This is a genomic window from Aromatoleum anaerobium (assembly GCF_012910705.2).
GTDB classification, from domain to species: Bacteria; Pseudomonadota; Gammaproteobacteria; order Burkholderiales; family Rhodocyclaceae; genus Aromatoleum; species Aromatoleum anaerobium.
Genome location: NZ_WTVG02000036.1, coordinates 191484 through 218200, shown reverse-complemented (window position 1 = coordinate 218200; position 26717 = coordinate 191484). Strand labels below are relative to the sequence as shown.

Annotated in this window: 29 protein-coding genes and 1 pseudogene; 10 read left to right on the top strand and 20 right to left on the bottom strand. The window is 64.1% G+C overall.

From position 1 onward, the window contains the following. Nucleotides 1-35: 35 nt before the first annotated feature. From GO606_RS05515 to GO606_RS05470, 10 genes are all read right to left on the bottom strand, one after another. Nucleotides 36-389: a hypothetical protein gene (locus tag GO606_RS05515; protein WP_169119758.1), complete on the bottom strand. Its 354-nt coding sequence runs from the start codon at nt 387-389 to the stop codon at nt 36-38. Between the two features lie 926 nt (nt 390-1315). Next, on the bottom strand, nt 1316-2311 hold the full coding sequence (locus GO606_RS05510; protein ID WP_169119759.1) for a DUF5906 domain-containing protein: 996 nt from the start codon (nt 2309-2311) through the stop codon (nt 1316-1318). 4 nt (nt 2312-2315) lie between these two features. Continuing rightward, on the bottom strand, nt 2316-4286 hold the full coding sequence (locus GO606_RS05505) for a hypothetical protein (RefSeq protein WP_169119760.1): 1971 nt from the start codon (nt 4284-4286) through the stop codon (nt 2316-2318). Further along, complete coding sequence (locus tag GO606_RS05500; RefSeq protein ID WP_169119761.1) at nt 4283-4438, bottom strand: hypothetical protein; 156 nt, start codon at nt 4436-4438, stop codon at nt 4283-4285. Before GO606_RS05500 ends, GO606_RS05505 begins: the two co-directional genes overlap by 4 nt. Nucleotides 4439-4506: 68 nt before the next feature. Next, nucleotides 4507-5472, bottom strand: coding sequence for a hypothetical protein (locus tag GO606_RS05495; RefSeq protein ID WP_169119762.1), 966 nt, complete (start codon nt 5470-5472; stop codon nt 4507-4509). Next, nucleotides 5469-5687: a helix-turn-helix domain-containing protein gene (locus GO606_RS05490; RefSeq protein WP_169119763.1), complete on the bottom strand. Its 219-nt coding sequence runs from the start codon at nt 5685-5687 to the stop codon at nt 5469-5471. Before GO606_RS05490 ends, GO606_RS05495 begins: the two co-directional genes overlap by 4 nt. 102 nt (nt 5688-5789) lie before the next feature. Further along, nucleotides 5790-6308, bottom strand: a complete 519-nt coding sequence (locus GO606_RS05485) for a hypothetical protein (RefSeq protein WP_169119764.1) — start codon at nt 6306-6308, stop codon at nt 5790-5792. Beyond that, entirely contained in the window at nt 6305-7666 is a 1362-nt protein-coding gene (locus GO606_RS05480; RefSeq protein ID WP_211166761.1) for a tyrosine-type recombinase/integrase, read from the bottom strand. The genes GO606_RS05485 and GO606_RS05480 overlap by 4 nt, the downstream gene beginning before the upstream one ends. A gap of 298 nt (nt 7667-7964) precedes the next feature. Continuing rightward, nucleotides 7965-9032, bottom strand: coding sequence for an IS630 family transposase (locus tag GO606_RS05475; protein WP_169200649.1), 1068 nt, complete (start codon nt 9030-9032; stop codon nt 7965-7967). Nucleotides 9033-9176: 144 nt separating this feature from the next. Beyond that, complete coding sequence (locus tag GO606_RS05470) at nt 9177-9353, bottom strand: hypothetical protein (protein WP_246979389.1); 177 nt, start codon at nt 9351-9353, stop codon at nt 9177-9179. Nucleotides 9354-9719: 366 nt separating this feature from the next. On the opposite strand from GO606_RS05470, the pseudogene GO606_RS05465 reads away from it, so the two are divergent. Together GO606_RS05465 and GO606_RS05460 are read left to right on the top strand one after the other, a co-directional pair. Further along, nucleotides 9720-10842: pseudogene (locus tag GO606_RS05465) on the top strand (IS630 family transposase). Between the two features lie 559 nt (nt 10843-11401). Continuing rightward, a complete protein-coding gene (locus tag GO606_RS05460) occupies nt 11402-12199 on the top strand; it encodes a hypothetical protein (RefSeq protein WP_169119449.1) in 798 nt (265 codons plus the stop codon). On the opposite strand, the gene GO606_RS05455 is transcribed toward GO606_RS05460, so the two are convergent. The 8 genes from GO606_RS05455 to GO606_RS05420 all read right to left on the bottom strand — a co-directional run bounded on the left by GO606_RS05455 (nt 12135) and on the right by GO606_RS05420 (nt 18306). Next, nucleotides 12135-12572 (bottom strand): Rha family transcriptional regulator, encoded by a 438-nt coding sequence (locus tag GO606_RS05455; RefSeq protein WP_169119450.1) that lies wholly within the window; start codon nt 12570-12572, stop codon nt 12135-12137. The genes GO606_RS05460 and GO606_RS05455 overlap by 65 nt on opposite strands. After that, the gene (locus tag GO606_RS05450) at nt 12569-12790 is read right to left on the bottom strand and encodes a DNA-binding protein (protein ID WP_211166726.1); all 222 of its coding nucleotides are present in this window, start codon (nt 12788-12790) and stop codon (nt 12569-12571) included. Before GO606_RS05450 ends, GO606_RS05455 begins: the two co-directional genes overlap by 4 nt. A gap of 119 nt (nt 12791-12909) precedes the next feature. Then, complete coding sequence (locus GO606_RS05445) at nt 12910-13962, bottom strand: hypothetical protein (RefSeq protein WP_169119451.1); 1053 nt, start codon at nt 13960-13962, stop codon at nt 12910-12912. Nucleotides 13963-14063: 101 nt separating this feature from the next. Further along, on the bottom strand, nt 14064-14348 hold the full coding sequence (locus GO606_RS05440) for a HigA family addiction module antitoxin (RefSeq protein WP_168954391.1): 285 nt from the start codon (nt 14346-14348) through the stop codon (nt 14064-14066). Between the two features lie 10 nt (nt 14349-14358). Further along, nucleotides 14359-14637, bottom strand: a complete 279-nt coding sequence (locus tag GO606_RS05435) for a type II toxin-antitoxin system RelE/ParE family toxin (RefSeq protein ID WP_168954390.1) — start codon at nt 14635-14637, stop codon at nt 14359-14361. A gap of 25 nt (nt 14638-14662) precedes the next feature. Next, entirely contained in the window at nt 14663-15985 is a 1323-nt protein-coding gene (locus GO606_RS05430; RefSeq protein WP_425532191.1) for a tyrosine-type recombinase/integrase, read from the bottom strand. 20 nt (nt 15986-16005) lie between these two features. Beyond that, nucleotides 16006-16476, bottom strand: a complete 471-nt coding sequence (locus GO606_RS05425; RefSeq protein WP_169119452.1) for a hypothetical protein — start codon at nt 16474-16476, stop codon at nt 16006-16008. Nucleotides 16477-16530: 54 nt separating this feature from the next. Then, nucleotides 16531-18306 carry a PHA/PHB synthase family protein gene (locus GO606_RS05420; RefSeq protein WP_169119473.1) on the bottom strand — a complete coding sequence of 592 codons (1776 nt, stop codon included), beginning with the start codon at nt 18304-18306 and terminating at the stop codon, nt 16531-16533. Nucleotides 18307-18493: 187 nt separating this feature from the next. Here GO606_RS05420 and gstA point away from each other — a divergent pair, with 187 nt between their 5' ends. After that, the gene (gene gstA / locus GO606_RS05415; RefSeq protein WP_169119453.1) at nt 18494-19102 is read left to right on the top strand and encodes a glutathione transferase GstA; all 609 of its coding nucleotides are present in this window, start codon (nt 18494-18496) and stop codon (nt 19100-19102) included. A gap of 102 nt (nt 19103-19204) precedes the next feature. On the opposite strand, the gene GO606_RS05410 is transcribed toward gstA, so the two are convergent. Together GO606_RS05410 and xseA are read right to left on the bottom strand one after the other, a co-directional pair. Then, nucleotides 19205-19792, bottom strand: coding sequence for a superoxide dismutase (locus tag GO606_RS05410; RefSeq protein WP_169119454.1), 588 nt, complete (start codon nt 19790-19792; stop codon nt 19205-19207). A gap of 133 nt (nt 19793-19925) precedes the next feature. Further along, nucleotides 19926-21302 (bottom strand): exodeoxyribonuclease VII large subunit, encoded by a 1377-nt coding sequence (xseA, locus tag GO606_RS05405; protein ID WP_211166727.1) that lies wholly within the window; start codon nt 21300-21302, stop codon nt 19926-19928. A gap of 290 nt (nt 21303-21592) precedes the next feature. Between xseA and GO606_RS05400 the strand changes: the two genes are divergently transcribed. The 7 genes from GO606_RS05400 (at nt 21593) to GO606_RS05370 (ending at nt 26712) form a co-directional block, all read left to right on the top strand. Further along, nucleotides 21593-22201, top strand: a complete 609-nt coding sequence (locus GO606_RS05400; RefSeq protein ID WP_169119455.1) for a MotA/TolQ/ExbB proton channel family protein — start codon at nt 21593-21595, stop codon at nt 22199-22201. Nucleotides 22202-22209: 8 nt separating this feature from the next. Continuing rightward, entirely contained in the window at nt 22210-22632 is a 423-nt protein-coding gene (locus GO606_RS05395) for an ExbD/TolR family protein (protein ID WP_169119456.1), read from the top strand. Nucleotides 22633-22682: 50 nt separating this feature from the next. After that, nucleotides 22683-23693: a tetraacyldisaccharide 4'-kinase gene (gene lpxK, locus GO606_RS05390; RefSeq protein WP_169119457.1), complete on the top strand. Its 1011-nt coding sequence runs from the start codon at nt 22683-22685 to the stop codon at nt 23691-23693. Then, nucleotides 23674-23868 carry a Trm112 family protein gene (locus GO606_RS05385; protein WP_053422189.1) on the top strand — a complete coding sequence of 65 codons (195 nt, stop codon included), beginning with the start codon at nt 23674-23676 and terminating at the stop codon, nt 23866-23868. The genes lpxK and GO606_RS05385 overlap by 20 nt, the downstream gene beginning before the upstream one ends. Continuing rightward, on the top strand, nt 23868-24644 hold the full coding sequence (gene kdsB, locus GO606_RS05380; protein WP_169119458.1) for a 3-deoxy-manno-octulosonate cytidylyltransferase: 777 nt from the start codon (nt 23868-23870) through the stop codon (nt 24642-24644). The genes GO606_RS05385 and kdsB overlap by 1 nt, the downstream gene beginning before the upstream one ends. Before the next feature lie 79 nt (nt 24645-24723). Then, nucleotides 24724-25377 carry an adenylate kinase gene (adk, locus tag GO606_RS05375; RefSeq protein ID WP_169119459.1) on the top strand — a complete coding sequence of 218 codons (654 nt, stop codon included), beginning with the start codon at nt 24724-24726 and terminating at the stop codon, nt 25375-25377. A 78-nt stretch (nt 25378-25455) separates the two neighbouring features. After that, nucleotides 25456-26712: a 6-phosphofructokinase gene (locus tag GO606_RS05370; RefSeq protein WP_169119460.1), complete on the top strand. Its 1257-nt coding sequence runs from the start codon at nt 25456-25458 to the stop codon at nt 26710-26712. The last annotated feature ends 5 nt before the right edge of the window (nt 26713-26717 follow it).

Here is a 26717-nt window from a genome sequence, read left to right as displayed (position 1 = left end):
TCGAGGTGATGTGTGCGTTAGACATCGCCGAAGAGTCAGGCAGCCCGAGCAAGGCACGGGAGCGGACCGGAACCGGGTCGCTCGCCCCGCAGATGCGCCGCAGGGCAAGGATGCCCAGCACACAGCACCGGCGCTGCTTCAGCCGTTCCTACCGCATCCACTGTGGCGAGCGCGCGCTCAACATCGCACACGCGCATGCGGTCCGCCTCCGTAACCCAGCTGCGGCCCGTGCCCACGGGCACGCCGACGGTGCTCAGGACGTGGCGCCAGACCCGCGCGGTAACGCAGCAGCGCGCCATCATGGTCGGGGCGGTGTCGGCGACACCGTTGATGCGGTCGTGGAGTTTGGCGAAGTGGGTCTGGTTGATGGTTTCGGCGGCGGTGCTCAAGCGAGACTCCCTGTTTGTCGTTAATCGAAACACGGTATGTGTGTAACCGGATGTTTCCAGAACCCATGCGTCTCGGATACGCGACATGTACTCACGTCCCGGTCGATCTGCCGTGCGCTGTACTCACGACGTTGCTGCGTCTGACGTTGCGGCCGCTGGCGATAGGTGAGCGATGGCCGACGCCTGATCGTGCTATAGGAATTCTTCATCACACGAACGTGAAGCGCCGGCTGTGGGCCACCACGTTTTGATACACATCCTCACGCGCGCCGTTCCGCCGGGGATTGGTGGTGCCGGGCACGTTGTCGATGTGGTGCGGCGCGGCCTGTGCTCTTGCACGCGTACTGCCCGACGCGTTGTCGGCGGACGTGAGCCGCGGCGAGTGCTCCCCCGCGCGTACTGCGCCGTTTCTCCGATGGGTCGGTGCCTGGTGTGCCGCTCAGGGTTCGCGCGCGCGAGAAATGTCGCAAGCGCGGTGCGGCCCTTGCCGTGCCGGTGTCGTGTCGGCGTTACGTTGGCAATTTTTTTGTCGCGGATCGGTGTTTTTGCCGTACGTGTGTGTGGAGTATTGCCCAAACTCCACAAAAACGTGGAGATGCTGGATAGATTCTCACAAGGCTGAGTGCCTTTGATTTCAAGCCTTTTATATTTCTTTGTGGAGTTTGTGGAGTTTGTGGAGATAATTAGAAAGCTGCAGGGATCGCACTAAGGCGGCGTCGCCGTCGGGCTATGCCCGCGGGCAGAGTCGGCACCCTGTGTCGCTGCTTCTGCCCGCAGAATCCCCCCAAGAAGTTCGGGCACTATCTCCCCCACAAACTCCACAGAAGAGGCTGAGACCCAGTAACGGCGCGGGTTTCAGCCTGTGGAGTACGCTCCACGCGGAGGCCTTTTAACCCCACAACTCCACGCGGAGAGCTTGTACCGGATCAATCGAACGGATTCGGAGGCACCTCGATCTCCTCGTCACGAATCGAGTCGTGCCATCGATACCTGCTCTCGTACTGGCCCAGCAGCCGGATGCCACTGAACGAATCGACGTTCAACCCCGGCGCGGGTTTGTTCTCCACTGGATGGCCTAAGCTCCGTGCCATGTCCAATACCGTCGCCTTGAATCGGCTGCGACTAAAGGGCTGGATTCTCTCCTCGGCGCAGAACATCAGAAAGCTGGGGTAGAGATGCAACTCCTTATGTTCCTGGACCAAGCGCCCACCCTCGGCGCGTAGTTCCCGACTTTGCCCGATGACACCATGGTGCTTCGGGTCAGGGGCACAGCACCCCACCATCCATCGGGCGACGTGGTTGTTTACCAGCAGGGCTTCAAAATCGGAGCGGGCCGCCTTCCGCGGCGGGTTATTCAAGATCCGGGCGACTTCCTCACGCGGCATCTTGAGGAGGCGATTCACCAGGCCGGGGATTTCGGCATGCAGGACCGATTCCTCGCCTCCTTGCTCGCGCCACGCGGCCTTCTGTGCCTCGCTGACGACGTTCTCCATGTCGATGCTGCGCTGTCGACGTTCGATGCCGGATGTCTGATCGGTTGATGTGAACCTGACGTTCGATGCAATCAGTACCATCCCGCGGTAAATGAACTGGGAGCGTTGCGACTGCTGGACATGCTTTCGCTCGTTCCGCAGCCAATCCTCACCGGTTGCAGCCTTGAGGTTATCCACCGCTTTGCCATATTTCCCGGCGTCGTTGATGACGACCAGGCGCATGCCGTACAGACAGGCCGTCTCGAACTGCCCCTCCTCCAAAGCCTTGAGCGTCGTCGTATAGGTGTTGCTCTGCCCCACAAGCGCAGTCGCCAATCGCAAAAAAGTGCTCTTCCCCGTCCCGCCGGGACCGAAGAGGTAGAAGAAGATTTGAAGATCTGATCTGCCGGTGAGGATCGCAGCGAGCGCGGCATACGCGTACGTGACCATCGCATCATCCCCCCCCCATCGCCTCACGGAGCCAGTCGGAGATTCGTGGACAAGTCGCGTCGGGGGTGTAGTCGTAGGGCAAGGCCCATGTGTTTCCGTGCTGCGGATTCGACGCGGTGAGTTCCCGAGTGTGAAGGTTGAGGACACCGTTTCGAAACGGGACCTGCTGCCCGTCGTCCCACTCCGGCAACGGCAGGCAGTCGCCCATGCGCAACAGCTTTTCGATGCTCATAACGTAGTCAGGGTTGAACCCTAGATCGCTGCAGCCGATTTCGACAGCATCATGGAGTCGTTTATGCGCGACGGCCCCGTCCCCTTGCGGTGTCCAGCAGGTACCGTTCCACACATGCCACATGGCCGCTTCGCGGGCCCACGCTACGCGCCCCCGTAGAGATGGCAGGATCTTGTCGCGCGCCTTGCTGGCGACGTCACGACCGCGCTTACCGTCTTGCGATCGCCAGACGAGGGCGCCCGGCGCAACGGCCATCGGCTCAGCGTATGAAAAGTCACCGTCGAACGCTGACAGGTCGGCCGGTTTCGGCTCCAGGTAGTACGTCACGTCAAGCCCGTGTGCGCGTGACAGGATCTTCACCCGCCCGTCGGTCTGTCCCTTCGTGAAAATCGTCGCTTTGTTCGCCCCGTACTCAGGTTCGAAGGGGTCGCGGATGCCGCGGCGGTCGAACTCATCGCGGCGGGCGACGATCTCGGCGACGGCGATCTTCTCCCCATCGTTGAGCGTCACCAGGAAATCCGGGGGGAGGTCTCGGTGCTTCTTTTCCGCGAGGTCCGAGAGCTGCGCCACGCGCTCGGCCCGCTTGTCTTCGGGCAAATGGGCGGCCAGGCGCTCGGCCCATTCACGTCGCGCCCGCGCCGCATCCCCTGCAAGCAGCTCTTTCGCAGCCCGCACCCTCTCGTTGTACTCGCGCTCTTCAGTCTCGGTGAGCGGCAAGATATCGGCGGCGCGAACCTGACGCTGACGGCCGCGCCGCTTCTCGACCAGGCGCGGCTGGGTGATCCGCACATCCTTCAACACCGCGCCCCGTTCGAAGATCGGTTGGTTGCCAGATGCAAGCGCTCGGTCGACGATCGAGCGTTCGAGCATTACGCCGCTTCCGCTGATCAGAATTCGACCGTACCCGGCGAGCCAGGCACGGCGGAACAGCACATCGAGCACACGCGGAATTTCGGCGCCCGAGTCGATCGCAAAGAACGTGTGGAGGCCACGCAATCCGTACGAGCCGGTAGGCCACTGCAAGTAGCTCGAGCTGCTGGGGGAAGTGATGCAATCGGCGTCAAGCCCGAGCGCTGCGAGCACCTGAACCACATCAGCCGGTGTTGCGAGGCCGCGCCAGGACTCGAGTTCGTCGGAGTCGATGGTCAGTAGTCCAGCCGCTACCGGGAAAGGCAACTCGTCCTTCGCGCGCTGCGCCGCGTACGGCAGCGTGATCCGGTCCTGCTCATGCACGCCGGCGGTCAGCAGTGCGAGGTCGCTTCGCTTGTTCCGCGCGAGGGCCTCGTGCAACTGGTCCAAACCGATGGTGTGCCGGTGTGCTTCGCCGTGCCAGAATCCCTTCGGTTGCACCTTGACGACACGACCGTCGGCGTCGAGGCCATACCCCTTCTTCACTCGGTCAGCTGCTTGGGCGTGCCGCTCGACATCATGAGGACCGGCGTCGGGGTCGCGCGCGTAGAAGGCGCTGAAACACACGTTCGCCCAAGGGAGCGGGTCGGGGGTGGCGGCCGCACGTGACACCATCGGATGCAGCGGAACGACATTCCCCGAGACCTTCGGTGCTTCGGCAACGGCAGGCTCGGCGCAGATGCACGAGCCGACGGCGACGCAGAACTTTTGACCACATTCAGGCTCAACATCGTCGGTCGCCGGCGTCAAGGAAACGGGATGCAGCGCAGCAGGCTGCGGGATGACACCGCTCGCGATCGCGTTCTGTCTTTTTGCTTCTCGATTGCGGCTCATGCGGCACCTCGCTTGCGCTGTAGCACTTCGGCCAACATCTCGGCGGCCTCAGGGTTGCCGCCGCGCTTCTGGGCCTTCAGCTGGCGCAATCCGTTGCGACGCTGCGCGCGACTACCGAATTTCAGGATCCAATCGCCGTCGGCCTGCGTCACGGGCTTGGGGACGCCAAATCCGGAACTGGCAGCAGTGTCAGCAGGGCGGGGCGGAGTAAAGCGGCGGCTCATAGCGTCACCTCGCCGCCCATCAGCACGATGGTGCTCGGCACTCCCTCATCCTCGAATGCAGCGGAGCGTGGATCCGGGAACGTCTGAATATCAGGGTTTTCTGATATTGCAATCGCTGACGACTGCGCTACAATGCTGTGAGCTTGCTTCACTAATTCGCCCCCGCTGAGTTGCCGCTCAGCCGGGGCGTTGTCTTTTTCAGGGGGCAGTTCTGCGCGGCCGAAGATCGCGTCGTACAGCTCAGCGTCGAAGGTGGCGTCGTGTAGGCGAGATGTACTCACCCCATTGCCCGGCGCCGTTCGCGCCGGCGAGACAGACTCACGTCCAGCGGCGAGTGTTGCGGCATACGCCTCGTACCCAAGATCGATCACGCCTTGGTCACCGACGTGCACTACGGCATCTGGTGAGCGAAGAATCACGACTTCCTGCTCCCGACGCTCATTCGTGTAGTAGGCAATGTCGGCGCGCTGCACCTCCGCCTCGAGCAACACCGGGCGCCCGACCCGCCCCGCGAAGCGCATCGCGAACCAACACGCCACGTCACGGTTGAGGCTCCACGAGATGCCCGGCGCGCGGCCGCCAGTGAGACCCCCCGACGTGCCGCGCCACACGCGAACGGTCTGCGGGATTTCCGGGGTGTCGAACGAGGCGTAACGGAACATACTGGCCAAGCGGCGGCGCGTACCGGCGGCAGCGAGCACCTCGCGATGGTCGTGCTCCCAAACACTGCCGAAATAGGCTTGGAACGCGCGGCGCGGGATCTGGGCCTGCCACAGGATGACTGCCACATCGCCGCGCTTGGCGTTGCGGAGAGCCACACAGAGGCTAAATGCGGCTTCGACGTCGCCAGCGATGGCCGGGTGGATGAAATTCTGCGACCAGGGTTCGGCGATCTGGCAGAGCGCCAAGGTCGCGTAGGCGGCCCTCTTCTGCGAGATGTACTCACGTTCAGCGGCGTTCATGCTGTCGCCCCCGTTGTCCTGGAGCGCTTTTCAAGCCAGGCAATTAGGTCAGCGCGGCGGTAGCGGACCATCCGGCCGATTTTGACGAAGGGGAGGGCATAGCGGCCGGTGCTGCGCCAGACAGACAGAGTGCCCGGTGTTGTCGTCAGAAATTCCGCTGCTTCCTTGTCGGTCAGCAACTCCTTACTGGTGTCGATAATCTCTTGAAGGCTCATAGTTCGCTCCGTTGAATTCGGCATGGTTGCCGTATGGGAGCGAAGTTTGGAGAAAGCGAAAGGGGTAAAAGCCGAGTTCGGGATTCACCCCTGAAATCGGGATTACGGCATGCCTCGCAAGATGGCCCGGATTGTGTCTTCACCAATGCGTCCACCGGGGCTGAGCTCGGTAATCTCGCTAATTCGAACTGCCGCTCCGCGGTCCGTGCAGTCGATTCCAGCTCTCTTCGCCAATGCGACAATCAACGTCTCATAGGTCCGCCGCATTTTGGTGTCCCCAGCTCTTCGCTGGGGCCGTTCCTCCTCGCACTGGCCTTGGTGGATAGCGCCGAAGTCTGGTGCCTGGTTTGTGGGCCAGCAGAAGGCCGAGAAAACATCGTCGGGCGAGTAGGCCGACTCCGTGAGGGGCGATCCCGTGTCTCGACCGTCGACTCCCGTCGACCAACGGTATTGGGCGGCGAGCAGGTCCAAGACACGCACCTTCGCCGGTTCGTCCGCCTGTTTGAACCGCCCGAAGCGGTCCCAGGTGTAGATTCCCGCCTGTTCGATCGCGGTCGCCAGGGTGGCGATGGTGACGTTACACCCTTCGAGCAGGTCGCGCAGCGTGACGTATTCGCTCATGCCTTACTCCGCTTGCCGTTCAGCTTCACTACGTCCGCGCGGTCTTTCAACCCAGCGGCCTCCATCATCGCTGACGTTGCCGTATTCACTGACTGCCGCACGGGGTCTAAGTCGAGCCGCGCATAGATCGCGGTTGCTTGGTGCGTCTTGTGGTTCAGGCTCTTGCCGATGATGGCGAGACTTGCACCGGTCATCGCCTGCCAGCTGCCCAGTGTGCGGCGAAGGTCGTGGATGCGAAGGTCGGACAAGCTGAAATCAGCCGGGTCGATCTTGGCGGATTCGGCTTCTGCACGGTATCGCTTTTCCGCTCTACTCAGACGTGTGAGTGCGAGAGCGTCCGCTTCCTCGCGTGCGTCCGCATCCAGCACACCCGCAACCCCCATCGCATCAAGCAAGCGGGCCAAGCTTGCCGTGCGCTTGATCGTGTCCCACGAGTTCTTCGGCTCGACGAGGTGTCCGGTCTTGCCGCTGCCCGGGAATACGAATGGTGACCCGTTCGCTCCTTCTTTGCGGGACTTCAAGACCGCACTGGCTTCTGGCGACAGCGTTACGTTTTGTGGAGTGCCGTTCTTTGTCTTGCCAATGCGCCAGACACCTGCGGTCAGATCAACGTCACGCCAGGCCATTGCTTGAACGTTCGCGCGGCGCGCCCCTGTCAAGAGGGACAGCAGGAAGTAATCGCGCTGCGGCGACTGCGCGATGGCCTCGTACAAACGCGGCAGTTCGTCGGCGCCAGCAAACCGGTCGCGCGACTCTTCGGCGAAGCCCTGGATCCCCGCCGCCGGGTTTTCACCGGAGTACATTCGCCGATCACGTGCGTAGTTGAATACCGATGAGACCAACGCTTTCGCGCGGTTCGCTGCGAAGGGCGTCGTCTTGCCGATTTTGCGATGGAGTTTGGCGACCCGCTCGTGACCGACTGCTGACAGCTTCAGCGGCATGATCTCCGGCAGGTATAGGCGGGCGTGGTTCTGGTATTCGGTTTTCGTTCGCTCGGCCAGCGGCTCTCCGTTGCGCTTGCGCTTGTGCGCCAAGTAGTCGTCGAACACCTCTTGGAACGTCGCTTCTCCACGGTAAGCGCGTTTCGCCTCTGCAGGATTGGCCCCTTTTGCGAATTCGGCGAGCAGCTTCTGGGCCTCGGCACGCGCTTGCTCCACCGTCATTTCGGGGAACGCCCCTAGTTTCATCCATGCCATTGCCGCGCCGACACGCCTTACCACATAGAAGGTTCGTGCGCCTGCATGCGTGAGGCGTAAAGCGAGCTTCGGTACTTCCGTATCGTAGATCGTCTGACGCTGTCCCTGTTCCGGGATGGGCAGGGCCTGGAGGGCAGTTTTCGTGAACCGTAGCTTTGTCATATCCCCACCTTTCATAATCCGGGCTAGCGCCGGGCTAGCATTGGCTAGCAAATTACGTCATATTTCAGGCTAGCCGGTTAAGGTGAGTATCGCTTAAAAGCCTTGTTACGTAAAGGATTGTTAAGGTACGTTAAACAGTGGAACCATAAGAACCCACAGATTCGTAATCAGTAGGTCACCAGTTCGATTCCGGTCAGCAGCACCATAGATTCAAGCACTTACGCCAATCCTTCGGGGTTGGCGTTTTGCTTTCTGTCTTGCGGTTGCCGTTCGGTTGCCGTTCCGCTGGGACTAGTGTTTAATTGCGTAAGTTAACAATAGTATTACGAAGCTGTGACCCGCGAACCTCTCGTTTGCGCCAGACGAATGGCGCTGCGTTTTCGTTGTAGGCGGCAGTGAAGGCATGGATGGCCTCAATGAGTTGCTCGACGCTTCGGAAGCTCGCGTTGTTCAGCGTCTTTCGCTGGAAGATGCCGAACCAGATTTCGACTTGGTTGAGCCAGCTCGCACTGGTAGGCGTGAAGTGAAAGGTGACGTTCGGATGTGCGGCGAGCCAGTCCTCGTTCTTCTTGTGGGTGTTCAAGTTGTCCAGGATGACGTGGATCTGCCGGTCGACGGGCTGGTCGGCAACGACCTCGTCCATGAAGGCCTGGAAGTCGGCGCGCTTTTTAGTCTGCGTCGTCTTGCCTCGGATGACGCCGGTGGCGACCTCCAATGCGGCGAACAAATTGACGGTGCCGTGCCGCTTGTAGGTGCTCTTCATTCCCTGGACGACCTTGCCACTGCTGGTCTGCACGTAGCCGCGCGCCCGCTCGAGGGCTTGAATCGAGGGCTTCTCGTCGACGCTGATCACCAGGGCGTTCTCGGGCGGGTTCAAGTACAGCCCGATTATGTCGGCCGCTTTGGCGGCAAACTCCGGGTCCGTGCTGACGCACCACGAACGGTGGCGCTGCAACTGGATGCCTTCCTTGCGCAGGATGCGCCACACCGCGTGATCGGACACGCTCAGCGCCTTGGCCAGCGAGCCCCCATCCCAGCTCGCCATGCCGGCCGGTGGCGGCAATTCGAGCTGTGCCAAGATTCGGTCGCGCAACTCGACACCGTACTTGGCGGGCTTGCCGGGCCGGGGCGCGTCGCGAAGCCCTGCGATACCTTGCTCGGCAAAGCGTCGGCGCCACAGCCCGACCGTATTCGGTCGAACACCGAGCTCGCTGGCAACCTCGTCATTGCGCTTGCCATGCAGGCACGCCAGAACGATGCGCGCACGCTCGACCAGGCGAACCTCGCCGCTCCGACTTCGAGACAGACGCTCAAGCTCCGACATCACTTCTGCCGGACACGACAACTCAACCGCCACTCGCGCCATGAGACCCCCTTGTGTCAAGCGAAGTGGGTATCATAATACTATCTTGTATTAACGCAACTAAACACTAGGGGTGCTATCCCCCTCCCCAAGAGGCGAAAAAGCCGGGTCGCCCCGGCTCTCTGTCACCCTCGCAACGTGCTTCGCTCAGGCGGGGCAGGTTTCCGCAAGCACATCCACCAATCCGAGCAGCGCGCGTTCCCGGTCGGTCAACGTGCGGCCCGACAGCTCGACAACCTCCGCCATCCAGCGGTCAGCGGCTTCCCCGTCGCCGTGGAGCATCGCGTGTGCTTTGCGCATCAAATCGCGCTCCAGGTCGGTCATTTGCTTGCGGGCGAGGGCTTGCTCTAGTACCTCTGCACACAGAATTTGACAGGTTGATGGTCGGGCGAGCGCAGGAGGGCAGGGCTTCGGGCGGGGCGAGGAGTCGGATGCTGCGTGCGACTCCAGGCTGTCGGCTGAGGAGTCCCAGGCGCTCGAGCGTGAGCACCATCTGATGCACCGAGGGTGGCGTGATGGAAGTAGCGTTGCAAGTCGGCTTCGGCCGGCGGCCGGCCGAGCACCTGAGTGCTACGCATAGATGAAGGCGAGGTACTCTTGCACCGGTGTGAAGCGCGGTGACGAAGGGGTGAGTTCCGCGTCGGAGTTCTGGCTCATTTTGTTGTCTCTCCAGATTTTGGAGGGGCCGCGATGAATGTACGCTACCGGGTCGAATTGAGCCAAGCCGAACGCGACGAATTGAGGATGCTGCTGGGCGGCGGCAAGGCAGCGGTGCGCAGGTGAAACGCGCGCAGATCCTGCTGGCGGCCGATGCCGGAGCCGGCGACGAGGAGATTGCCACGAACGTCGGAGTGGGCGGCTCGACGGTCTATCGGACCAAACGCCGCTTCGTGCTGGGCAGCATCGAAGCGGCGCTCAGCGACGAGCCGCGCCCTGGGGCCGGAGCGCAAGCTCACCGGCAAGGAAGAGGCGCTGCTGGTCGCCACGGCATGCACCCAAGCCGCCAACGGGGCGGTCGCGCTGGACGCTCGAATTGCTGGCGGGGAGATAGTCAAGCTCACCGAGCACGCGAGCCTGTCACGCGAGACGGTGCGCCGCCGCCTGGCGGAGAACGAGCTCAAGCCTTGGCGCCAGAAGATGTGGTGCATCCCGCAGGGTCGACGGTCACTACGTTGCCCGGATGGAGGACGTGCTCGACCTCTACGCTGAAGTCCCCGATCCCGAGCGCCCGGTGGTCTGCTTCGATGAAAGTCCCACCCAGCTCATCGGCGAGGCGCGCCAGCCCATCCCGGCGATGCCCGGACAGCTCGAGCGCTACGACTACGAGTATCGCCGCAACGGGACCGCCAACCTGTTCGTCTTCCTCGACGCGCACCGGTCCTGGCGCCGGGTCAAGGTAACCGAGCAGCGCACCGCGCGCGACTTCGCCGAATGCATGCGCGAACTGGTCGACTGCCACTATCCGCAGGCCGAGCGTATCCGTGTCGTCCTCGACAACCTGTCGACCCATACGCCCGGCGCGCTCTATGAAGCCTTCCCGGCGCCCGAAGCTCATCGGTTGCTGCATCGTCTGGAATTCCATTACACCCCCAAGCACGCCAGCTGGCTCAACATGGTCGAGATCGAAATCGGGGTGCTGCGCAGCCAGTGCCTCGACCGGCGCATCGGCGACCGCGACCGACTCGTCAGCGAAATTGCAGCTTGGGAGCAGCAGCGCAACGCCATCGGCGCTCGCATCCACTGGATGTTCACCACCGACCGCGCCCGGAGCAAACTGGCCCGCGCTTACCCGCACCCAGCCAAACAGTCATAACCTCTGTGCAGAGGTACTAGCTGGGCGACAGTCGCCCGTTGTAGGTGCGATACGATGCGCTCCGTGGCATCTGCGGTGAGACCGATCCAATCGTAAGCGGGTGTCGTATGATTCCGGGTAGCCATGATGCACTTCTCCAAGCAGTCGTGCGTTGCGGTCAGGCGGTCGGGGTGCGGGAACACTCCGCGCCGCCGCTCCTGTCCTGTCGGTCAGGTACATTCATTGTCATGTGTACGGTACTTGTACGTCAAACAATATGTATGAAAATCAAAGACTTGCTTACGTGTAAGCACGTAGCCACGGGTGCCTTGACGCCTCGCAACTAGGGGTGCCCGCCGGGGGGCAGGACCGCGACCGGTGGTGGGGTGCCATACCCATATTGGGTAGTTCTCGCAGTTCAGGCCGAAAAATTCCTCCATGTAACAAATCTCACAGTCCCCGATGATGTCAGTCGTGTATCTTAATTGCATGTCACCTCTCATTGGACGAGGGCGTACTCCTGTCGAGGTGTTGAAGTAGGCAATCGGCGTCAAGCCGAGATTCATGCGAGGCTAAGCCGATGTCGAGGTGTTTCCGCTGCGGTGGCGAAATCGAGTTTCGATACATCGATCGCCGACTGACCCCGATTCATCTTTCGGGCGGATGGTGCCAAGGTGATCGAGGTGTCGGTGGGCGTACGACAGTCGAATTCACACCCCCGGAACGCCGCTTCGAAGATGTCTGTCGGGCAAGGAAATGCCCGCAATGCCAGCGGCCGGTCTACTTCTTCACGCACAACGGCGGTAGCGTGTGGGTCGATGAGCTGGGGTGGCCGTGGCCGAAGCACGCTTGCTTCGATCGTCGTCCGGCTCCGACGTGGTTCGACTACTTCAAGAAGACCCTTGAGCGAAAGCCACAGTACCGGGCAATCGTCGGGGTTGTCTTCCGGGCGAAGTGGATGCCCGGCGGCCCGCACCTGCCCGCGCACATTCTATTGGCCGTGGATGCGGGAGATGGCGGAAAGGTCTGCGTTGCTACAACTGGAGCGAATACCGCCGACTATCTACTCGGCCGCATGGCGAGTGCCGATCTTAACGGCATGACCATGATCACCTCGAACCACGAGGAGCGGCCTATTTTCAACGTCATGGTTCCACCGTGGCTGCTCGATCTGCCGGACAAATGGGCGACCATCCCCTACCCTCAATCGTTTCGCCCCTACCCTGAGCTTAAGACGCATCAATCCCGTACGCACCAGCAAGCCGGCTTTCACCAGGAAAGCCCCGAGTCGGCAGCGCGCATAGCGAACTGGATCACTCAGCTCGAAACGACAGCTGGCGAGCCTCCTGCCAGTCGGGCAGTGCGCGCTGCGTGGTGATGCGGCGTAGCTCGCGCTCGATCCGATTGAAGGCCGCGATGAAATTCTCCTTCCATTGCGCGGCGCTGCGACCGGTGAAGCCCATCGCCAGGAAGGCGAAGCCGTCCCGCGTAATGCAGTACATGGGTTGAACCTTGCCCCGATCGTCGACGTATTCTCGCGGCTCAAAATTGAGCCTAGCGAACTCCGGCGAGCACTCCAGGTTCTCGATCGCGCGCAGAACGTTCTTGTAGAGCTTGCCGAACTTCTCCGCGACCAGCAGGGAGGTTGTCCGGGCCTCGGCGTGGTCCAGCTCGACGAGGGGGGCGGCGATATGATGGCGGCGCGGTTCCAAGACGCTCGTCATCTGTTTAGGGTGACGGGCGTTGTTCATTGCGCCACCTCGACAGCGGTCAGACGTTCGACTGCATCGGCGGGCCACAGCAGGCGGCCGGACGGAAGCTTGAAGAGCTTGATGCCTTGGAAATGCCCGTTGCGCCAGACGGCGGTTCTAATGCTGGCGGGCTTGTAGCCGATGCGTTGCGCAAGGGCTGCTGTTTGGATGGCTCGCCGGAGTTCCGGGAGTGTAGGCGTGTGTGTCGTTTGTTGCATGGCGTCACCGTTCGTCTATGAAGGTGATGCCACTCTGATTACCGGCAACATCCGAAAAGCTTACCGCCGGTAGCGAGTCCCAGCAGCGGCGAGGGTTTCAGCCTCGCCTGCCGGTAAGATTACCGGCGTCGCCTGCCGGTAAGTGAGTCGAGCGAAAGTGCTTTTTCTTCCCACGCATCCAACCAATCCGGAAACTCCCGGCGGACAATGGCGGCGGCCGCCCCTTTTCCGATATGCCCGTTCGACACCATGCAAAATGCAAACTGCGCGGGGTTCCATAACGCCAATACACCGCGCTTGCCGTTCGATTCCCGAGCGGTTTTCAGCCACCCCGGGCAGTCCCCCAGAAAACCGCCACTTGCCCACCGTTCAGCATTCACGGACTTGGGCGCGGGGAATGCCTGGCAAATGCGTACCTTCGTCGCATACTCCTTGGCTTCACGGGTGTCGTTCGCTTCATGCCTCGAGGTTCCGCTCGGCTCTTGCGCATCCTTTGTCGCTGCCGGCGCGGCTTGCTCACGTGCTGGCACGGCATCGGCGATTACGGTCGGCTCCGGGGTCGACTGCGCGGTGTCGTCAGCCTGCTTCGCACACCGCAGCGATTCGAAATTGCGCCGTTGATGCCTTGCATGCGCTCGGAAGATGGTCTGCTGCTCGGGGGAGTCATCATTCCGCGCCTCGATGCGCTCCCAAATGGGCGTCATCACGGTGATGTAGTGGTCGAGCGCAATCTGGAATGATGGCCCTTGCACGAAGGCGGCAAGCTTCTGTTGCTCCACCTGTTGCAGTTGCTGAAATGCCCTGAATTTCTCCAAGTCTGGCTGTCCCTTCTCCGGGTCAAGCGATGCTCTGCGCAGACTATCCAGTTTCCTCACGTCGCGCAGCAGAGTCTCAAACCCTCGCCACTCAGTGGCGTACGCCCCATCTCTTTCGACCCGTTCCGCTGCATGCAGAAGGGCAATATGTTCGTGTATCCACGTTTGCCGAAGGGGCGCGTTCCAGTCGGGCAGCGGGTCAAGTTCGGACGGATGAAGCGGCGGCAGACCGAAGTCGGGGTCAAGCCATGCCTCGTCATCCCTCTTCACGGTCTCGGGCCATTCTTCGGCCTCTACATCACCTGGAGTGCTGGTCGCCTTGCGGTCGCGCCAATCATCCCGGAGAAGCTTGCTCATCGTTTGCGTTCCATCGTGCGCACCATCGGAAAAGGAGCCACGCCAGCCGGGCGATGGTGTCCCGGTTTTCCCTCCGTCGAGGTAGGCGCGGCGTTGCTCGGTCAGGCGCCGATGCGCGCCACCGGTGGCCGTTCCTTGGCACGTTCGCCGGCCGCCCACAGGTCGCGCTGCGCCTGTAGCTTCAACCAGTAGCCCGGCGTCGTGCCCAGTGCTTCGGATAGTCGCAGGTCCATGTCGGCGGTCACTGCGGCGTGCCCGTTGAGGATGCGCGAGAGCATCACGCGGCTGATGCCCAGATGCGCGGCAAAGGCGGTCACGCTCATGTCGAGGTCTTCGAGCCAGCCGGCGAGCAATTCGCCGGGCGGCGCGGGGTTGTGCATGTTCATGTGTCGTGCCTCAGTGGTAGTCGAGGTAATCCAGCAGTTCCACGGCTCCGCCCTCGAATCTGAACGTCAGCCGCCAGTTCGCTTGCACCGTCATGGACAGGAAGCCGGCGCGATCGCCGGTCAGGCCGTGCAGACGCCAGGAAGGGCGGGCAAGGTCTTCCGGTCCGGCGGCAGCGTTCAATGCGGTCAACATCTCCCGCAGGCGCTTGGCGTGCATCGGCTGGATGCCTGCTTGGGAGCCGGTGCGGAAGAACGCTTCCAAGCCCTTGTGACGGAACGAGACAATCATAGTTTGTATAGCCTAGATTTACAATTCAGGCAGCGTTCTTGTTCTTGCGCCGGAGCGGGCGCACGTTCCCGGCCGGTTTCTCGCCTTTCTCGATGGCGTCGAGCCGCGCTTCCCATGCCACCAGCGCGGCGCGCTTCTCGTCCGTGTAGGCATGCCGGTCGTAGTGCGCGGCCTGAACTCCGCTGATGCCGTGCGAAAGCAACTGCGCCCGCGTGTCGCGTGATATGCCCATGCCGGCGAGCAGCGTCTCGCAGGTGCGGCGGATGTCGCGCAGGTCGAAGGGCTCGCACTTCATGCCGGCGCTGATTTCGGCCGCGCGCTTGCCCGGTGTCGTGAAGGTCATCGCCACCTTGCCATGCGTCGAGAATAGCCACATGCCGCCTACGTCGCCGGGTTCCTTGCCGGCATCCTTGGCGCGCTTCTGCTCGCGCTCCTTGGCCCGGGCCACCAGACCAGCAGCAAGGGCGGCGGCTTTCGGCGCCAGCGGCAGCAGGTGTTCGCGGGCGCTCTGTCGCTTGCCCTTGCCGTCCCACAGTCGAAGCGTCGCCGTGTCGGCGTCGTAGTCGCTCACCTTGGCGCGCAGCAGTTGCGCCATGCGTTGCCCCCCGGCCAGAAGCGCCAGCCGCAAGGCTTGGCCGGGCAGTTCGTCGCCAAGGGCTTTGATGTAGCCGCGCAGTTCGTCGGCGGACAGGGTGCGGTTTCCGGCCTGGACTGCGATGGCGGGGATGTTGTCGACCGGGTTGTGCTCGACATTGAAGGCGATGAGGTCGGCAGGCATCGCGGAATCGAAGGGCGCACGCTTGGCGGCATTGAAGGCGGCAGACAGGTAGCTGCGCAGTATCCCGGCGGCGCGCTCCTTGCCGGCCTCGCGCACCTTGCGCACCATCGCGGCGATTTGGTGCGAGGTCACTTCACGGGCCGGGGCAGCGGCAATCGCTTCATGCGTGAAGACGTGGCACTTGAAAGCGGAGCGGGTCGCGGCGGCGCTCTTGCCCTTGCCGATGCGCTCGAGGTGGCCTGTATAGGCGTCGCACAGGGCGCGCAGGGTGTAGCGGCTGCGTTCGTCGGCGGCGCGCTTGGCAGTCTCCTGTGCGACCTTGGCGGCGGCCTCGTCGGCGGCGCGGGCCTCTTCCAGTTCTCGCAGCACGTCGCGCGGGTCGAGTCCGTCGTCAATCCACCTTTGGAACTTGCGGGCCTCGTCGCGGGCGGCCTCGATGGTCCATGCGTCCGCGCTGCCGATGGTGATGCGGATGGCCTTGTAGTTCAGCGTCGCTTTGAAGATGAACGACTTTGTGCCAGACGGGCGAGCGCGCATAGTGAGACGCGGCATGTCCTCGTCCCGCAGCAAGCCCTCGCCCTTCGGAAGGGTCAAACGCGCGCGCCCGAAGGTTTGCCTGCGGCAGCTTGCGGCGGCGGCGACACCGAAGGCAGATAATCCTCGATCAGGTCCCGCAAGGTCGTGCTGAGCGGCATTGCGCCGGTGGTCTCCCGCAGCGCCGCGGCGGCGTCCCGCTGCCACGTCGACAAGGCTTCCTGCGCCGCAGTAACGAAGGCGCTCTGGCTGCCGATCATCGTTTCGGCAAGGTGCTGCACGGCGTTGACCTGGTGCTGCGCGGCTTTCCACGGCATTTCGCCCGCCGCGAGCGTCACTGCCGTCCAGTCGCCGGCGGCGAGCATGCGAGCGATGACGGTCTCGAATTCAGCGCTGCAAGTGTCGATCGAATGAGTGTTCGCGTCGATCCAGCGCAGGCTGTTTTCCCGCAGCAGTGCGCACAGGCGCAGGTACAGTTCGAGATTCGTCTTATACAGCGCCAGCGACGCACGAGTATCGAAATGCATGGCGACATCCTTTTCGGGAGTGACGAAGGGGCGGGCGCGGAGGACGGCGAATGCCTATTTTTCCCGCACGTACTGGCCGGGGGCATCGTCGAGGGCGGGGTAACCGGACCGCGGTGCACCCAGCGCCGGCGGGGCGACCGGAGCCGCCGAACGCGCCTTCAGCCAGGCGGCCCACTCCGGCCACCATGACCCTTCGTGGTGGGGCGCGATCGCGAGCCAGTCGTCGGGTGAGACATAGTTGCTCCCGCGGCGTCGCTCGAGGATCTGGAAGTGCCGTCGCGCCCGGCCGGGCTCGCTTATGATGCCGGCATTGTGGCCGCCGCTGGTGAGCACGAAGGTGATTTCCGCCGGGGTCAGGTAATGCAGCTTGTAGACCGACCGCCACGGCGCGACGTGGTCCGTGACCGTGCCGACACAGAAAATCGGCGTGTCGATGTCGCTCAGCGCGACGGGCTTGCCCCCGACCGGGTAGCGCCCCTCGCTCAGGTCGTCGTTGAGAAACAGCAGCCGCAGGTACTGCGTGTGCATGCGCGCGGGCATGCGTGTCGCGTCGGCATTCCACGCCATCAGGTCGTTCATCGGCGCGCGCTCGCCCATCAGGTATTCGCCGACCATACGCGACCACAGCAGGTCGTAGGAGCGCAGCAACTGGAACGCGCCGGCCATCTGCCCGGCGGTGAGATAGCCGGTCTCGGCCATCTGGGCTTCGAGCAGGCTGACCTCGCTTTCATCGATGAAGAGCGCCAGCTCGCCCGGCTCGGTGAAATCCGTCTGCGCCGCGAACAGCGTCATCGACGCGAGCCGTTCGTCGCCGTCGCGCGCCATCGCGGCATTGGCGATCGACAGCAGCGTGCCGCCGAGACAGTAGCCCGCCGCGTGCACCTTGCGGTCAGGGACGATCGCATTGACCGCCGCGAGCGCCGCATGGAAGCCGGACTGCACGTAGTCTTCCATGTCGAGGTCGGATTCTTCCGCGCCGGGGTTCTTCCACGAGATGCAGAACACCGTGTGTCCCTGGTCGACGAGGTACTTCACGAGCGAATTGGGTGGTGACAGATCCAGGATGTAGTACTTCATGATCCACGCCGGAACGATCAGGACCGGCTCGGGATGGACTTTTTCGGTCGTCGGCGAATATTGGATCAGCTCGATCAGGCGGTTCTTCAGCACCACCTTGCCCGGCGTCACGGCGACATCGCGGCCGACGACGAAGTCTTCGGCGCCGGCCGGGGGATGTCCGGTCGCGACGCGCTCGAGATCGTCCAGCGCATTCACCAGCCCCCGCCACAGGTTCGTTCCTCCCTGCTCGGTGGTGCGTTTCAACACCAGCGGATTCGTCGCGAGGTAATTGCCCGGCGAAAAGACGTCGAGCCACTGCCGCGCAGTGAACGAGACGACGTTCTCGTGATGTCGCGAGACGCCGGGAACGCTCTGCGTCGCCGCCTGCCACCATTCGTCCGCGAGCAGGAAGCACTGGTGCATCAGGTTGAACGGCCAGTGGTGCCATTCGTCGGCGATGAAGCGCCGGTCGCGCGCCGGAGGCTCGACGCATTCGCGCGCCGGCGAGCCCGGCAGCGCGAGGGCGAGTTCGCGGAGGTAGCGCACCAGGCGGCGGTTCTGTTCGAGCGCGAGGTTGACGAGCTCCAGCCGTTTGCCTGGCGAGCCGGCAAGGTGTCCGGCCCAGTCGATGCTCGCGAGCAGCAGGGACATCGGGGAAACCGACGACGTCGCCCGCGCCAGCGCGGCATGGACCTTGATGTCGAGAGGATTGCGGGTGCGTGAGGGCGCTGCGGGAATTGTCGGGGGCGTCGCGGGCGAGGGATTGCGCATGTTCATCTTCGTCTGCTCCTGCAGGGCAACAGCGGGGCGATTATCCGTCGAGCGGGGCTCGCGCATAGTGTGGGGCATTCTTTTATGCTGTGTTAGAGTTTTCGTCGCCCGGCAGGGGGCGGAAGGAAGGTCGTCCCAGCCGGAACGCGCAACACCTCAGGATTCAATTCCCTCGAAGGAGACGTCGATGAAGCTCTATCACTCCCCCGGAGCCTGCTCGCTCGCGCCGCATATCGTCGCATGTGAACTGGGCCTTGCGGTCGAACTGGAAAAAGTCGATCTCCCGACGAAGAAGACCGCCGGCGGCGACGACTACTGGAAGATCAATCCGAAGGGCTACGTGCCGACGCTGGTCCTCGACAATGGCGAGGTGCTGACGGAAGTCGGCGTCATCTGCCAGTACCTCGCGGACCGGAAGCCCGAATCGGGGCTGGTGCCGAAACCCGGCACGATGGAGCGTTACCACCAGATGGAGGCGCTCAATTTCGTCGCCACCGAAATCCACAAGCAGATCGGTGCGCTGTTCAATCCGGCGATGACGCCGGAGTTCAAGCAGGTGCAGCTCGGCACGATCGAGCGTCGCCTCGATGCGCTGGAAAAAATCCTCGCCGGGAAGCAGTTCATCACCGGTGACGCCTTCACGGCCGCCGACGCCTATCTTTTCACGGTGCTCAACTGGACAGGGATGCTGAAGATCGACGTCGCGAAGTGGCCCAACATCCAGGCGTTCATCGCCCGCGTCGCGCAGCGGCCGAAGGTGCAGGAGGCGATGAAGGCCGAAGGCCTGGTCGCGTAGCGGCGACGGCTCCCGCATGCGGGAAAACGGCCCGTCGACGTGTGTCGACGGGCCGTTCCGTTTTCTGCGCGGCTCGTGGAAGAGCCGCGAAACAGCGCGGGCTCAGGCGGCGAAATTCTTCGAGGCAAAGTCCCAGTTCGCGAGATTGTTCAGGAACGCGGCGACAAAGTCCGGGCGGCGGTTGCGGTAGTCGATGTAATACGCGTGTTCCCACACGTCGATGCACAGCAGCGGCTTGTCGCCGGTCGTCAGCGGGGTGCCCGCCGCGCCCATGTTGACGATGTCGACGCTACCGTCGGCTTTCTTCACCAGCCAGGTCCAGCCGGAGCCGAAGTTGCCGACGGCGGAAGTTGTGAAGGCCTTCTTGAAGTCTTCGAACGAACCCCACTTGGCCTTGATCGCGTCGGCCAGCGAGCCCGCCGGTTCGCCGCCGCCGCTGGGCTTCATACAGTTCCAGAAGAAGGTGTGGTTCCACACCTGGGCGGAGTTGTTGTAGATGCCGCCGGCCGGCGCCTTCTTGACGATCGCCTCGAGATCGAGGTTCTCGAATTCGGTGCCCTTGATCAGGTTGTTCAGGTTCGTCACGTAAGCCTGATGATGCTTGCCGTAGTGGAATTCCATCGTCTCGGCCGAGATGTGCGGGGCCAGCGCGTCTTTCGCGTAGGGCAGCTGAGGCAGGGTATGTTCCATTTTTCTCTCTCCTGTTGCAATTCAGGTTGTTGGGCTAAAAGCCTGACGATTCTAGTCGGGCTTTGATGATGGTAGCAATGCCGGAACGGCGACTCCGCAGGCAAGGTCGTACCGGAAGCGCGCGTTTTCCGCGTCATGCGTCCGTGCTGTTCACCGTAGCATGAAGTCGGCCGGTGGCCAGTTCGACCGATACCCTCTCGCCGGCGCCCACGCCCGCCGACGTGCGCAGGATGCGCCCCCCGGCGTCGCGCGTGATGCTGTAGCCGCGCGCCAGCACGGCGTGTGGCGCGAGGTGCTGAAGATGGGCGGCGAGGCCGGCGAGGCGCGCGCCATGGCGGTCGATCAGGCGCTCTCCGGCGAGGGCGAGGCGGTTCGCAAGGCGTGTGCAGCGTTCGGCCTCGCGCTCGATGTCGGGCCGGCGCGCTTCGAGGCGAAGGCGAAGCTGCTCGTTGCGGGCGTGCAGGCGTTCGAGGCGGCGGCTCATCGCCGCGGCGAGCCGGACGCCGAGGCGGGCGGTGCGTTCGTGCCCCACCGCCAGGCACTCGCGCGGGTGAACGAGGCGCAAGGCGGCGCGGTCGATTCGCTGCGCGAGCGTATCGAGACGATAGTGCAGCGCCGCCGAAAGCGTCCGGCCGAGCGAAGTGATGCGCGCACAGGCTTCGTGGTAGCCCGCGCTCGCGAGTTCGGCCGCGCCGGTTGGGGTTGCCGCGCGCAGGTCGGCAGCAAAGTCGGCGATCGTGAAGTCGGTCTCGTGTCCGATTCCGCTGACCACCGGCACCGGGCACGTGCGGATCGCCCGGGCGAGGTTCTCGTCGTTGAACGCCCACAGATCCTCGATGCCGCCGCCACCACGCACGAGCAGCAACAGGTCGATGCCATCCATTGCGGCGCGCCCCGAGGCAACGCGCACCGCCTCGGCCAGTCGCGTTCGAGCCGCCTCTCCCTGCACCGGAGCCGGGTACAGCACGACTTCCAGGTGCGGCGCGCGTCGTCGCAGCGTCGCGAGAACGTCGTGCCACGCGGCCGCTGCCGGCGACGTGACGACGCCGAGGCGTCGCGGGTAGCGCGGCAGCGCGCGCTTCAAGGCGGCATCGAACAGTCCTTCGCCGGCGAGCCTGTCCTTCAGGCGCACGAAGGCTTCGAAAAGATTGCCGACCCCGGCTTGCCGAAGCGCTTCGATGCCGAGCTGGAAGTCGCCGCGCACTTCATACAGCGTCACCAGCGCGCGGGCTTCGACGCGCATGCCGTTTTCCGGCCGGAACGGCAGCAATTGCGCGCGATTGCGCCACATCGTGCAGCGAACCTGCGCCTGCGCGTCTTTCAGCGTGAAGTACAGGTGGCCCGAAGGCGCGCGGGTCAGGTTGGACAGTTCGCCGCCGACCCACAGCAGCGGAAAACGGGATTCGAGCGTCTGGCGCGCGAGCCGGTTGAGTTCGGCGACGCTCAGCACGTGGCCAGCCGAAGGGAGAGGGCGCGGATCCCCGTCGCCATGCGGGAGCTCGGTTTGCATGCGCGGATTGTAGCGGAATCCACAAGCCCGGCGCCTTGTCAATCCCGATCCGGAAAACCCTTTCGATTCAAGGTTGTATTTTCAACATATTGATAATAAAGGAAGTTTTAGTTGCCCATTTTTTGATCGAAGTGGCCATTGGCTTGAGGCGACAGAGTTTCGGGACGCTATCCGCGAAAAATCCACATACTTATCCACAGCTTTTGTGGATTCTTCGGGGGGCGTCCGAGCTTGCCCTGCAGGCATGCGAACGCTAGAGTTCCGCCTTTGCAAAGGGGGAGTCTTCTCACGTGTTCGCGCTCATACAGGCCTCGGGCTGGCCGATCTGGCCGCTGTTGCTGGCATCGGTGATCGCCGTGACACTCATCATCGAGCGCCTCGTGACGCTGCGTCGCTCCAGGATCGCCCCTCCCGGCCTGCTCGACAAGGTGCTCGCGGATCTGCGCCAGAAAGGCGTATCGGGTGAAATGACGAACCGCATCGCGGCCCATTCGCCGCTCGGGAAAGTCCTCGCCGCCGGATTGCGCAACGTCAACAGCTCGCGCGAGGTCATGAAGGAAGCGATCGAGGAAAGCGGCCGCTTGGTCGCGCACGAGCTCGAACGGTTCCTGACGACCCTCGGCACGATCGCCGCGATCAGCCCGCTGATGGGGCTTTTCGGCACCATCGTCGGCATGATCGACATCTTCGCGTCGCAAAGCGCTGCCGGCACGAACCCGCAGCAGCTCGCGCAGGGCATCTCGACCGCGCTCAACTCCACCGGCCTGGGCCTGATCATCGCGATCCCGGCGACGATCTTCTGGCGTCATTTCCGCGCCCTCGTCGACAGTTTCGTCATCGAGATGGAGCAGCAGGCGATCAGGCTCGTCGAAGTCGTGCACGGCGAGCGTCGCGCCTGAGAAAGCACATGAACTTCCAGCGCGGCCGACGCCAGGAAGAGCCGGAGATCAACCTGATCCCGCTCATCGACATCATGCTCGTCCTGATCATCTTCCTCGTGCTGACGACGACGTTTTCGAAAGTCTCGGGCCTCGAGATCAACTTGCCGACCGGTGAAGCGCAGCCGGCCGAGACGTTGCCCGACGAGATCGACCTCGCGGTGAGCGCCACCGGCGACATCCTCGTGAACCGGCAGCCGGTCGGAGGCAAGGGTATCGAGGCGATTGCGGCGGCGCTGGGGCGGGCGGTTCCAGCCGGAAAGGATCAGCCGGTCGTCGTCATCAACGCCGACGCGAAAGCCGCCCATCAAAGCGTCATCAACGCGATGCAGGCGGCGCAGCGGGCGGGCCTGTCGCGCATCACGTTCGCGGTCCAGGCGCCGCCCCAATGACGCCGGCCCCTGCCTCTTCCCGTCAGGGACCGGCGCGGTCGTTCTGACCCATGCCGCGCAACGCGCCGGCGTTCTGGCAGACCCGCTCGCTCGCGGCCGTGCTGCTGCTGCCGTTGTCGGGCCTGTTCCTGCTGCTTGCAACAGCGCGTCGCCAGTTGTTCAAGCTCCGGATCCGGCGCGCGGTACGCCTTCCGGTGCCGGTCGTCGTCGTCGGCAACATCGCGGTGGGGGGCAGCGGCAAGACGCCGGTCGTCGAATGGCTCGTCGCCCGGCTGCGGGAGGCGGGCTTTACGCCGGGCATCGTCAGCCGCGGCTATGGCAGCGAAGTCGCCGGCGTCGTGATCGTGCCGCCACACGGGGACGCCCGGCAATTCGGCGACGAGCCGGTGCTGCTCGCGCGGCTCACCGCATGTCCGGTCGCCGTCGGCGCCGACCGACCGGCCGTGGCGTTCGCACTGCTGCAGGCACACCCCGAATGTGACGTGATTGTCGCCGACGACGGCTTGCAGCATTACCCGCTCGCGCGCGACGTCGAGATCGCGGTCGTCGATGAGCGCACGCTTGGCAACCGCTGGCTGCTGCCGGCGGGGCCGCTGCGCGAGGGGCCGGGCCGGCTGGGCGACGTGGATATGATCGTCGCCCATGGCGCAATGTCGCCCGCGCTGTCGTCGCTTCTCGACGGGCGTCCGGTCTTTGCGATGCATCTCGAAGGCGGCGAATTCCGCCGGCTTGACGGCAGCGCATGCTGCAATGCCGAAGCGTTTCGCGGCAGGCGCGTGCACGCTCTCGCCGGCATCGGCCGTCCAGAGCGTTTCTTCGCCCAGTTGGCCGGGATGGGGCTCGATGTCGTGCCGCACCCGTTTCCAGATCATCATCCCTTCACCGCCGCGGACCTCGATTTCGCCCCCGGCGAGCCGAAAATCCTCACCAGCAAGGATGCGGTAAAATGCGCGTCTTTCGCGTCCGCCGACACTTGGGAGTTCCCGGTGAAAGCGCATATCGCCGCGGGCGCCGCCGAACGTATCCTGGAGAAACTGACGCATGGACGCCCGACTGCTTGAAATCCTCGTGTGCCCGATCTGCAAGGGCCCTCTCGACTTCGTCAAGGACAAGCAGGAACTGGTGTGCAAGGCCGACCGCCTCGGCTTCCCGGTCCGCGACGGCATCCCGGTGATGCTCGAAGAGGAAGCGCGCCAGCTCGGCGCCGAAGAAGTCGACGCCTTGCGGCGCCGCTGATGGCTGCGTTCCACGTCGTTATTCCGGCGCGCCACGCGTCGACGCGGCTCCCGGGCAAGCCGCTCGCCGACATCGCCGGCAAGCCGATGGTCGTGCGCGTGCTCGAGCAGGCGCGCCGCGCCGGCGCCGCCTCGGTGTGGGTCGCGACCGATCACCCGGCGGTGTTCGACGCGGTCAGGGCGGCCGGCGGCGATGCGCTGATGACGCGCGAAGACCACCCGAGCGGCACCGACCGGCTCGCCGAAGTCGTCGACGCGCTGGGCTGGAAAGCCGACGACATCGTCGTCAACGTCCAGGGCGACGAACCGCTGATCGAGCCGAAGCTGATCGCCGCGGTCGCGCAGGCGCTCGCGGACGACCCGGTCGCGGCGATCGCGACGGCCGCGCACCCGCTGCACGCCGCGGCCGAGTTCTTCAACCCGAATGTCGTCAAGGTCGTCTGCGACGCGCAAGAGCACGCGCTGTATTTTTCGCGCGCGCCGATCCCGTGGGCGCGCGATGCGTTCGCCACTGCCCGCGACGCGATTCCCGCCGGCCTGCCGGTGCTGCGCCACGTCGGCTTGTACGCGTACCGCGTCGCGTTCCTGCGCTGCTACGCGAGCCTCGCCCCGTCGCCGCTCGAGCAATGGGAAGCGCTCGAACAGTTGCGCGCGCTGTGGCACGGACACCGGATCCGGGTGATGCCCGTCGCGGTCGCGCCGGCAGCGGGCGTCGATACGCCCGAAGACCTCGAGCGCGTGCGGGCGGCGTTTGACCGGCACGAACGAGTCGGTTAAGTTCCGCGGCTTTTGGCAGTTCTTTTTTTGCATAACGACGCGGCCGGCAGCATCGGCCGCCTGACTGGGAGAGAGGTGTATGCGTCTGATTCTGTTGGGACCGCCGGGTGCGGGGAAGGGTACGCAGGCGAACTTCATCAAGGAGAAGTTCGGCATTCCGCAGATTTCCACGGGTGACATGCTGCGCGCCGCCGTCAAGGCCGGCACGCCGCTGGGCATCGAGGCGAAGAAAGTCATGGATGCGGGCGGCCTGGTGTCCGACGACATCATCATCGGCCTCGTGAAGGACCGCCTGAAGGAAGACGACTGCAAGTCCGGCTACATGTTCGACGGCTTCCCGCGGACGATCCCGCAGGCCGACGCGATGAAGGAAGCCGGCGTGCCGATCGACTTCGTCCTCGAAATCGACGTGCCCGACAGCGAGATCATCGAGCGTATGAGCGGGCGGCGCGCGCATCTGCCGTCAGGGCGCACCTACCATGTCAAGTACAATCCGCCGAAAGTCGCCGGCAAGGACGACGTCACCGGCGAGGATCTGGTCCAGCGTGACGACGACCGCGAGGAGACGGTGGCGAAGCGCCTCGAGGTCTATCATTCCCAGACCAAGCCGCTCGTCGAGTACTACTCGAAGTGGGCCGCGTCGGGCCAGCCGGGCGCGCCGAAAGTGCGCAAGATCAGCGGTCTCGGCGCGGTGGACGAAATCACCGCGCGGGCATTCGCGGCGCTGAAGTAAATCGGAGTTTTCCCGCATGGCGCGGCGAGCGGCGGGAATTTTTCCCGTCCCTCGCCGCGTTTGCGTTTCCGGACCGTGATGAACAAAGCCAACCTGCTCTATGCCCAGTCCGGCGGCGTGACCGCGGTCATCAACGCGACTGCGGCAAGCGTCATCGAAGCCGCTCGCGCCCGCGCCGATGCGGTCGGGCGGGTGCTCGCTGCGCGTCACGGCATTCTTGGCGCGCTCGACGAAGACCTGATCGACACTGCGGCGCTGTCGGCCGCCGATCTGCGCCGCCTCGCCGGCACGCCGGGGGGCGCGTTCGGCTCGTGCCGCTTCGACCTCGATCCGCCGGAGGCGAACCGCGACCAGTATGACCGCCTGTTTGCGGTGTTCGCGGCTCACGACATCGGTTATTTCCTCTACAACGGCGGCAACGGCTCGATGGATACGGTCGCGAAAGTATCGCGCGCGGCCGCCGAGCGCAGCTATCCGCTGGTCTGCGTCGGGGTGCCGAAGACCGTCGACAACGACCTCGAAGGCACCGACTGTTCGCCCGGATTCGGCTCCGCGGCGAAATACGCGGCGACCTCGATGCTCGAAGCCGGGCTCGATCTGGCGGCGATGACAAGCCCCGTCGGGCGTGCCTTCGTCATGGAGGTCATGGGGCGCAACGCCGGCTGGCTCGCTGCGGCGACCGCGCTTGCCGCGTGCAACGACGACGAGCCGCCGCATGTGATCCTGATTCCCGAGGTGCCGTTCGACGAGGAAGCTTTCCTCGCGGCGGTCCGCTCCACCGTGTCGCGTCTGGGATACTGCGCGATCACCGTCTCCGAAGGCATCCGCCGCGCCGACGGCACGTTGTTGATGGAGCAGGACGAGGATGCGAAAGGGCATGTCCAGCTCGGCGGCGCCGGGCAGTGCATCGCGCGCCTGATCCACGCGCGCCTCGGCTACAAGCATCACTGGGCGATCCCGGACTACCTGCAGCGCGCGGCCGGCCACCTGGTGTCGGCGACGGACCATGCGCAGGCCCGCGCGGTCGGGCAGGCGGCGGTGGAGTACGCGCTGGCGGGGCGCGATGGTGTGATGGCCGCGATCCGCCGTCTCGCCGACGCCCCGTACCGCTGGGACGTCGCGCCGGTCGCGGTGGCGGCGATCGCGAACCTCGAACGCCAGGTGCCTGCGGCCTTCATTCGCGCCGACGGGCTGCACGTCACCGACGCCGCGCGGGCGTACCTGCGCCCGCTGATCGAAGGGGAAGTGCCGGCGTGTTTCGCCGGCGGCCTGCCGGATTACCCGCGTTTCGCGCTGGCTGGCGTGCCGCGCATCCTCGTCCCGTATCGCCCGTGACGCGC

Bases quoted from the DNA above. Each gene is read 5' to 3' on its own strand.
- GO606_RS05510 (WP_169119759.1), bottom strand. From the start codon at position 2,311: ATGGTCACGTACGCGTATGCCGCGCTCGCTGCGATCCTCACCGGCAGA.
- GO606_RS05505 (WP_169119760.1), bottom strand. From the start codon at position 4,286: ATGAGCCGCAATCGAGAAGCAAAAAGACAGAACGCGATCGCGAGCGGT.
- GO606_RS05495 (WP_169119762.1), bottom strand. From the start codon at position 5,472: ATGAACGCCGCTGAACGTGAGTACATCTCGCAGAAGAGGGCCGCCTAC.
- GO606_RS05490 (WP_169119763.1), bottom strand. From the start codon at position 5,687: ATGAGCCTTCAAGAGATTATCGACACCAGTAAGGAGTTGCTGACCGAC.
- GO606_RS05485 (WP_169119764.1), bottom strand. From the start codon at position 6,308: ATGAGCGAATACGTCACGCTGCGCGACCTGCTCGAAGGGTGTAACGTC.
- GO606_RS05480 (WP_211166761.1), bottom strand. From the start codon at position 7,666: ATGACAAAGCTACGGTTCACGAAAACTGCCCTCCAGGCCCTGCCCATC.
- GO606_RS05475 (WP_169200649.1), bottom strand. From the start codon at position 9,032: ATGGCGCGAGTGGCGGTTGAGTTGTCGTGTCCGGCAGAAGTGATGTCG.
- GO606_RS05470 (WP_246979389.1), bottom strand. From the start codon at position 9,353: ATGACCGACCTGGAGCGCGATTTGATGCGCAAAGCACACGCGATGCTC.
- GO606_RS05460 (WP_169119449.1), top strand. From the start codon at position 11,402: ATGTCGAGGTGTTTCCGCTGCGGTGGCGAAATCGAGTTTCGATACATC.
- GO606_RS05455 (WP_169119450.1), bottom strand. From the start codon at position 12,572: ATGAACAACGCCCGTCACCCTAAACAGATGACGAGCGTCTTGGAACCG.
- GO606_RS05450 (WP_211166726.1), bottom strand. From the start codon at position 12,790: ATGCAACAAACGACACACACGCCTACACTCCCGGAACTCCGGCGAGCC.
- GO606_RS05445 (WP_169119451.1), bottom strand. From the start codon at position 13,962: ATGAGCAAGCTTCTCCGGGATGATTGGCGCGACCGCAAGGCGACCAGC.
- GO606_RS05440 (WP_168954391.1), bottom strand. From the start codon at position 14,348: ATGAACATGCACAACCCCGCGCCGCCCGGCGAATTGCTCGCCGGCTGG.
- GO606_RS05435 (WP_168954390.1), bottom strand. From the start codon at position 14,637: ATGATTGTCTCGTTCCGTCACAAGGGCTTGGAAGCGTTCTTCCGCACC.
- GO606_RS05425 (WP_169119452.1), bottom strand. From the start codon at position 16,476: ATGCATTTCGATACTCGTGCGTCGCTGGCGCTGTATAAGACGAATCTC.
- GO606_RS05420 (WP_169119473.1), bottom strand. From the start codon at position 18,306: ATGCGCAATCCCTCGCCCGCGACGCCCCCGACAATTCCCGCAGCGCCC.
- gstA (WP_169119453.1), top strand. From the start codon at position 18,494: ATGAAGCTCTATCACTCCCCCGGAGCCTGCTCGCTCGCGCCGCATATC.
- GO606_RS05410 (WP_169119454.1), bottom strand. From the start codon at position 19,792: ATGGAACATACCCTGCCTCAGCTGCCCTACGCGAAAGACGCGCTGGCC.
- xseA (WP_211166727.1), bottom strand. From the start codon at position 21,302: ATGCAAACCGAGCTCCCGCATGGCGACGGGGATCCGCGCCCTCTCCCT.
- GO606_RS05395 (WP_169119456.1), top strand. From the start codon at position 22,210: ATGAACTTCCAGCGCGGCCGACGCCAGGAAGAGCCGGAGATCAACCTG.
- lpxK (WP_169119457.1), top strand. From the start codon at position 22,683: ATGCCGCGCAACGCGCCGGCGTTCTGGCAGACCCGCTCGCTCGCGGCC.
- GO606_RS05385 (WP_053422189.1), top strand. From the start codon at position 23,674: ATGGACGCCCGACTGCTTGAAATCCTCGTGTGCCCGATCTGCAAGGGC.
- kdsB (WP_169119458.1), top strand. From the start codon at position 23,868: ATGGCTGCGTTCCACGTCGTTATTCCGGCGCGCCACGCGTCGACGCGG.
- adk (WP_169119459.1), top strand. From the start codon at position 24,724: ATGCGTCTGATTCTGTTGGGACCGCCGGGTGCGGGGAAGGGTACGCAG.
- GO606_RS05370 (WP_169119460.1), top strand. From the start codon at position 25,456: ATGAACAAAGCCAACCTGCTCTATGCCCAGTCCGGCGGCGTGACCGCG.